General features: G+C 31.2%; 6 protein-coding genes and 1 other RNA gene. 4 read left to right on the forward strand and 3 right to left on the reverse strand.

Going from position 1 to position 5139, the window contains the following annotated elements; genetic code table 11:
* The first annotated feature begins 8 nt into the window (after nucleotides 1–8).
* An RNA gene (rnpB, locus tag ACKI32_RS01025) (RNase P RNA component) lies at nucleotides 9–289 on the forward strand.
* A gap of 105 nt (nucleotides 290–394) precedes the next feature.
* On the opposite strand, the gene ACKI32_RS01030 is transcribed toward rnpB, so the two are convergent.
* Together ACKI32_RS01030 and ACKI32_RS01035 are read right to left on the reverse strand one after the other, a co-directional pair.
* Nucleotides 395–1096 (reverse strand): metal-dependent hydrolase, encoded by a 702-nt coding sequence (locus ACKI32_RS01030; RefSeq protein WP_407412821.1) that lies wholly within the window; start codon nucleotides 1094–1096, stop codon nucleotides 395–397.
* A gap of 21 nt (nucleotides 1097–1117) precedes the next feature.
* Nucleotides 1118–1846, reverse strand: coding sequence for a DsbA family oxidoreductase (locus ACKI32_RS01035; protein ID WP_407412822.1), 729 nt, complete (start codon nucleotides 1844–1846; stop codon nucleotides 1118–1120).
* Between the two features lie 123 nt (nucleotides 1847–1969).
* Here ACKI32_RS01035 and ACKI32_RS01040 point away from each other — a divergent pair, with 123 nt between their 5' ends.
* The 3 genes from ACKI32_RS01040 to ACKI32_RS01050 all read left to right on the forward strand — a co-directional run bounded on the left by ACKI32_RS01040 (nucleotide 1970) and on the right by ACKI32_RS01050 (nucleotide 4621).
* Nucleotides 1970–2350, forward strand: coding sequence for a winged helix-turn-helix transcriptional regulator (locus ACKI32_RS01040; protein ID WP_407412823.1), 381 nt, complete (start codon nucleotides 1970–1972; stop codon nucleotides 2348–2350).
* A 178-nt stretch (nucleotides 2351–2528) separates the two neighbouring features.
* Nucleotides 2529–3515 (forward strand): NADH-dependent flavin oxidoreductase, encoded by a 987-nt coding sequence (locus tag ACKI32_RS01045; RefSeq protein ID WP_407412824.1) that lies wholly within the window; start codon nucleotides 2529–2531, stop codon nucleotides 3513–3515.
* Between the two features lie 113 nt (nucleotides 3516–3628).
* Nucleotides 3629–4621, forward strand: a complete 993-nt coding sequence (locus ACKI32_RS01050) for an NADH-dependent flavin oxidoreductase (RefSeq protein WP_407412825.1) — start codon at nucleotides 3629–3631, stop codon at nucleotides 4619–4621.
* 101 nt (nucleotides 4622–4722) lie between these two features.
* On the opposite strand, the gene ACKI32_RS01055 is transcribed toward ACKI32_RS01050, so the two are convergent.
* Nucleotides 4723–5139, reverse strand: a 417-nt coding sequence (locus ACKI32_RS01055) for an aminotransferase class I/II-fold pyridoxal phosphate-dependent enzyme (protein ID WP_407412826.1), incomplete at its 5' end; no start/stop codon positions are given.

A 5139-nucleotide genomic window follows, 5' to 3' on the forward strand; every position in this document is an offset into this window, starting at 1 on the left:
TGTTAATGGTAAGCCGAAGACAGTTGCTGGTTTTATAACTAGGGAAACTCCGCACATCATATAGACTGTAAAGTTGAAAGACTTATGCTGAGAAGTATGACTCTGGAGCAGAAACGACACGGCCTTTGATGGATGACAATGATGCTTGACTGATGGACATTAAAGGAATCGGTGAAACGGCCAATCTACAGGATGCAAGAACAAATATGCTGATGACCTCTAAGGGAAGCAGAGTAGTTCGCTAAGATGAATGCTGTATAAAACAGAATGTGGGTTACTCTCGGCATACCATTACAAGTCTTGGATTTAGTCCATAGAACCTTGATCAAAATAGTTTAAATGCTAATTGGAATTCCATTTCTTTTTTTAATATCTCTTTTAATACTCTCTTTTTTTACTTAGTTTCATAAGTTTCAAGAGGTTTTAAAATTAATGTTTTGCAGTTTGGGTTTTCATTTTTAACCAATTGCATAAAGTAATTTCCGTCCTGTTTAATTGAAGGAAATGTATTGTAATGCATAGGAATCACTATTTTTGGATTAATCCATTTTGCAGCTATTGAAGCTTCTTTTGGGTCCATTGTAAATAGGTTTCCTATTGGCAGCAATGCAATATCAGGTTTATATATTTCCCCAACTACAAATTTTAAATCAGAGAATAATCCAGTGTCCCCTGCATGAAAAATCTTAATGTCATTTTTGAAGTCAAATAGGAAACTTCCAGGATTTCCAGCATATTTAATATCCCCTTCAAAGTCGTAAGAGGATGTATGCCTTGCATCAAGCATTCTAATGCTCATATGATCTATGGAAATTTCGCTGCCATAATTAATTCCTAATGAGCGAATTCCCCTTTTTTGCAAATATTGGGATATTTCATAATTTGAGATAACCAATGCGTTTGTGTTTCTAGCTATTTCAATTGCATCCCCGAAATGGTCTCCATGTGCATGTGTAATGCATATGATGTCCGGATTCAATTCATTAATTGAAATCGGGCAGCTTGGATTTCCTTGAATGAATGGGTCGACTAAAATGTTCAGCCCATCATTTCTTATCAATTCAAATGCAGAATGCCCTAACCATTTTAATTTCATTCAATTCACCTTATTTTTATCTTAAATCCTGCAAACTCCATCTTTACAGCTATCAACATCTTTATTTCCATCTTTTTTCTTTTCATTTTCTTTAATTGCATTTTCTTTATTTTCATCACTTATCTGTTTCAAAACTTTTTTAAAATCTTCATAGGATAATGCACCAGGGATAGAATACTTTTCATCTAATAAATAGAATGGTACTGCATGTATGCCGCCCATCAATGCTATTTCTTCATCTTTTTCAACTTCCTTATTATAAAGGTCTGTGTTTAAGACTTCTTCACTTTCCTCTCTATTTAATCCTATTTCATCGCAGATGTTTAATAGCACATCTTTATCAGCTAATTTCAAATTTTTAGTAAAATATGCATCAAATAATGAATTGCCTAATTTTTCAACAAGATTTGCGTCTCCTTTGCTTTGTGCAAATTTCATCAACCTATGTGCATCACGAGTATTTGTATATAATGTGCTTGAATATTTAAAGTCTATTCCTTCTTCAATGCCTAATCTGGAAATATTGCTCACTTCTTTTTCCGCATCATTTAATGATAATCCATATTTAACTGCAAATCTTTCAACAGTTGTGGATTCAACATCTTTAGGCGCGTTTTGGTCTAATTCAAAAGCACGAGTATCAAATTCCACTTCATTTTCTAATCCTAAATCCTTAATGGTTTTTTTTAATCTTGTATTCCCAATGTAACAGTATGGACAAGCGAAATCGCTCCAGTATGTGATTTTCATTTTATCGCCTCTTGAAAAATTATATAAATGTATATATACAATATTTAATTAATAAACGAATTAGTAATTTTAAAGTTACTATTTTAAAAATACTCATTGAAAATTAAATTTTGTTTTGATAATATGATTGAAAATAATATTTGCCCTATTGGATCTACTTTGGATTTTTTTAATAGAAAATGGATTTTTTGTATTTTATCTAATATTTTTAGAGGCATGAAACATTTTTCTGAATTTAAAAAAGCTAATCCTACAATCAGTAATCATATATTGGCCGAAACCTTAAAATATATGGAAGAAAACGATTTGATTATAAAAACAGTTATTGATGATGGCCCTAAATTAAAAACAGAATATTCATTAACTGAAAAAGGCAAAAAAACCAATAGGATACTATATGAAATTACTTCTTATTATTTCAATGAATTGAATCTTGTTGGATATGATGATTCTCAAATTGAAAGCATTTTAAAAGAGTATAAAAACGCTTTTGAACTTGAATAGTTGTCTTTTTAATTCTTTTTTCATTTATATTCCCAATTATCCATATATCAAGATTTCATCCTTATAATAATTCTATAATTGTTGTTTTCTTTTTATATTTTTTTTAAATAATCTGTTTTTTTATAGTAATTCTATAATTACTGCTCTCTTTTTATATTCTTTTCAATAAACTAATTTTATGAAAGACATATTTGATAATTGTAGATTGGGAGACTTGGAACTTAACAGTCGAGTTATAAGGACAGGTCTTTGGCAAACCCAGACAATGGGTGAACTTTATGAAAAATATGAAAATATTGCTAAAAGTGGTGTCGGATTGATTATCACTGAATTAATATCATTATACCCTAAGGATAAATTTTCAGAGTATTCAATTAAAAGTGGTCGTCCTTCTTTTATGATTGATGCTAAAAGACTAGCAGAGATTAGCCATAGTCATGATGTTCCTATTTTAGGCCAGATTGAGTTCATAAAATATGATAGGGGTATCGATTTGGATATTGGTGTTAATTATTTGACTTTGGAAGATATTCGTCAGATTCAGCAAGACATAATCATAGCAAGTCAAAAGCTTAAGTTGGCAGGTTTTGATGGGATTCAATTGGCATTAGGTAATAACTTCTTCTTGTCTAAATTCATTAATCCATATTTTAATCAAAGGTCAGATGATTATGGGGGCAATACATTTAATCGTATGAGACTTGTATTGGAATTGATTAAAGTCATGAAAAATAACTTAAGTTTTCATATAAGCTGTAAAGTAAATGCTTTTGATGGAAGGAAAGGTGGAATTGATGCAAAAGAGAGCATTGAAATTTGTAAACTTCTTGAAAAGGTTGGAGTGGATAGCATTCAAGTGACAAAGCCTTTATCTCCATTGTATTTCACAAAAGATGTTTCAGATGAAGATGAATTGATTGAATTTAGTCAAAATTTGATTGAGAGCACTAATGTTCCGGTTATTTTAGGTGGAGGATTCAATAGCATGGAACATATGAATGAAACATTAAATAAGACAGATATTGATTTTCTATCTATGTATAGGCCTTTTGTTGCTGAAGAAGACTTCTTAGAAAAATGGAAAATTGACGGTGAAGGCACATCAAGATGTAAAATGTGCAATAACTGTTATAGAACAAAAACAAGTACCTGTTACCATTATTGATTTTTTTAAAATAGGTGGATGGCTATTAAATTCTTGTCCCTTTTTAGAAATTATATTATGGTAATTGTTGAGTTACTCTCCCTTTTTTATAGTATTTAAAATAAACTAAATGCATGAAAGACATATTCGATAATACAAAATTTGGCAGATTTAATCTTAAAAGCAGGATTATTAGAACTGGATTATGGGAATCACAAAATGAAGGTACACATGGCCTTTCTCAAGATATCTTTAACAGATATGAAAATTTAGCAAAAAACAATGTGGGTCTGATTATCACTGAATTGATTTCATTATATTCTCATGATAGGTTTAGCGATTATTCAGATTACATCAATTATCCTTACTTCATCAAGGAATTCAAGGAATTGACTGAAATGGTCCATGAGCATGATATCCCTATTTTTGCACAGATTGGCTTCATCAACTGTAATGTCAATGGAAAGCAGATGATGGAAGTCAATGATTTGACTATTGAGGATATAAGAAAAATTCAAGCGGATTACCTTGTAGCTGCTAAAAAAATTGCATTTGCAGGATTTGATGGAATACAATTGAATATTGGCAATAACTATTTCCTATCAAGGGTTATGGATCCATTTGAAAATCAAAGGGAAGACAATTATGGTGGAAATACATATAATAGAGTCAGAATGGTATTGGAGATAATCAAATTCATTAAGGATACAACTGATTTGCATGTTCACTGTCGTGTGAATTTGTATAAGGATCCTGAGGATTCACTTGAGATCTGCAGGATACTTGCTGAAAATGGTGCAGATAGTTTGCAGATTACCAAGTTCCTTTCCCCACAATACTTTAGGAAAGCATTGTCAAATGAAAACATGTTGGTGGATTTTACAGATAAGGTTGCAAGTGAGGTTTCAATCCCTGTTGTCTTAGGTGGAGGATTATCCAATATGAAGTCTATGAATGATTTAATGAACAGAACAAATATTGAATTTTTCTCAATGCACAGGCCATTTGTGAGGAACCAATCCCTATTGAGCGAATGGAAAGAGAATGGGTATGGTGAATCAGATTGCAAAACATGTAATAACTGCTATTGGAAAAAGGATAGCACTTGCCTTATCAAATCAGAATGAATGATATTCTATTTTTTTTAAGTTGTAGATGATTTGATGTCCTCTTTTTATCTTTTTTATTTTATTTTTTTTTAAGTTGTAGCTGGTTTGATGTCATCTTTTTACTCATTTCCTTTTTTAATATTTTTCCAAATTTTTATAATTGCTTTTGCAGTGAATTCTATTTCTTCTTTGGTATGGCTAGCCATTATTGTCAATCTTAATCTGCTCATATCTTTAGGCACTGATGGCGGTCTGATTGCTGAAACCAATATTCCTTCTTCTTTTAGTTGATTAGAGAATCTATTTGCCAGGTCTGCAGGGCCTATGATTATTGGAATGATTGGTGTTTCTCCATCAATTACATTCAATCCTCCGTCTACAAGGAGTTTTCTCATAATTCTTGTATTTATGTTTAGATTGTCCAGATACTCTTTGCTGTTTTCTTTAAGTAGGTTTAAGGCAGTATTAGCGCTAGCTATTGTAGATGGTGAAAGTGCTGTAGAAAATATGAATGGTCTTGATTTGTTTATAAGATA

This window comes from Methanobrevibacter sp. (assembly GCF_045611865.1).
Taxonomy (GTDB): Archaea; Methanobacteriota; Methanobacteria; order Methanobacteriales; family Methanobacteriaceae; genus Methanocatella.

Coding starts and splice junctions, on each gene's coding strand:
- ACKI32_RS01035 (WP_407412822.1), bottom strand. CDS start 1,846: ATGAAAATCACATACTGGAGCGATTTCGCTTGTCCATACTGTTACATT.
- ACKI32_RS01045 (WP_407412824.1), top strand. CDS start 2,529: ATGAAAGACATATTTGATAATTGTAGATTGGGAGACTTGGAACTTAAC.
- ACKI32_RS01030 (WP_407412821.1), bottom strand. CDS start 1,096: ATGAAATTAAAATGGTTAGGGCATTCTGCATTTGAATTGATAAGAAAT.
- ACKI32_RS01040 (WP_407412823.1), top strand. CDS start 1,970: ATGATTGAAAATAATATTTGCCCTATTGGATCTACTTTGGATTTTTTT.
- ACKI32_RS01050 (WP_407412825.1), top strand. CDS start 3,629: ATGAAAGACATATTCGATAATACAAAATTTGGCAGATTTAATCTTAAA.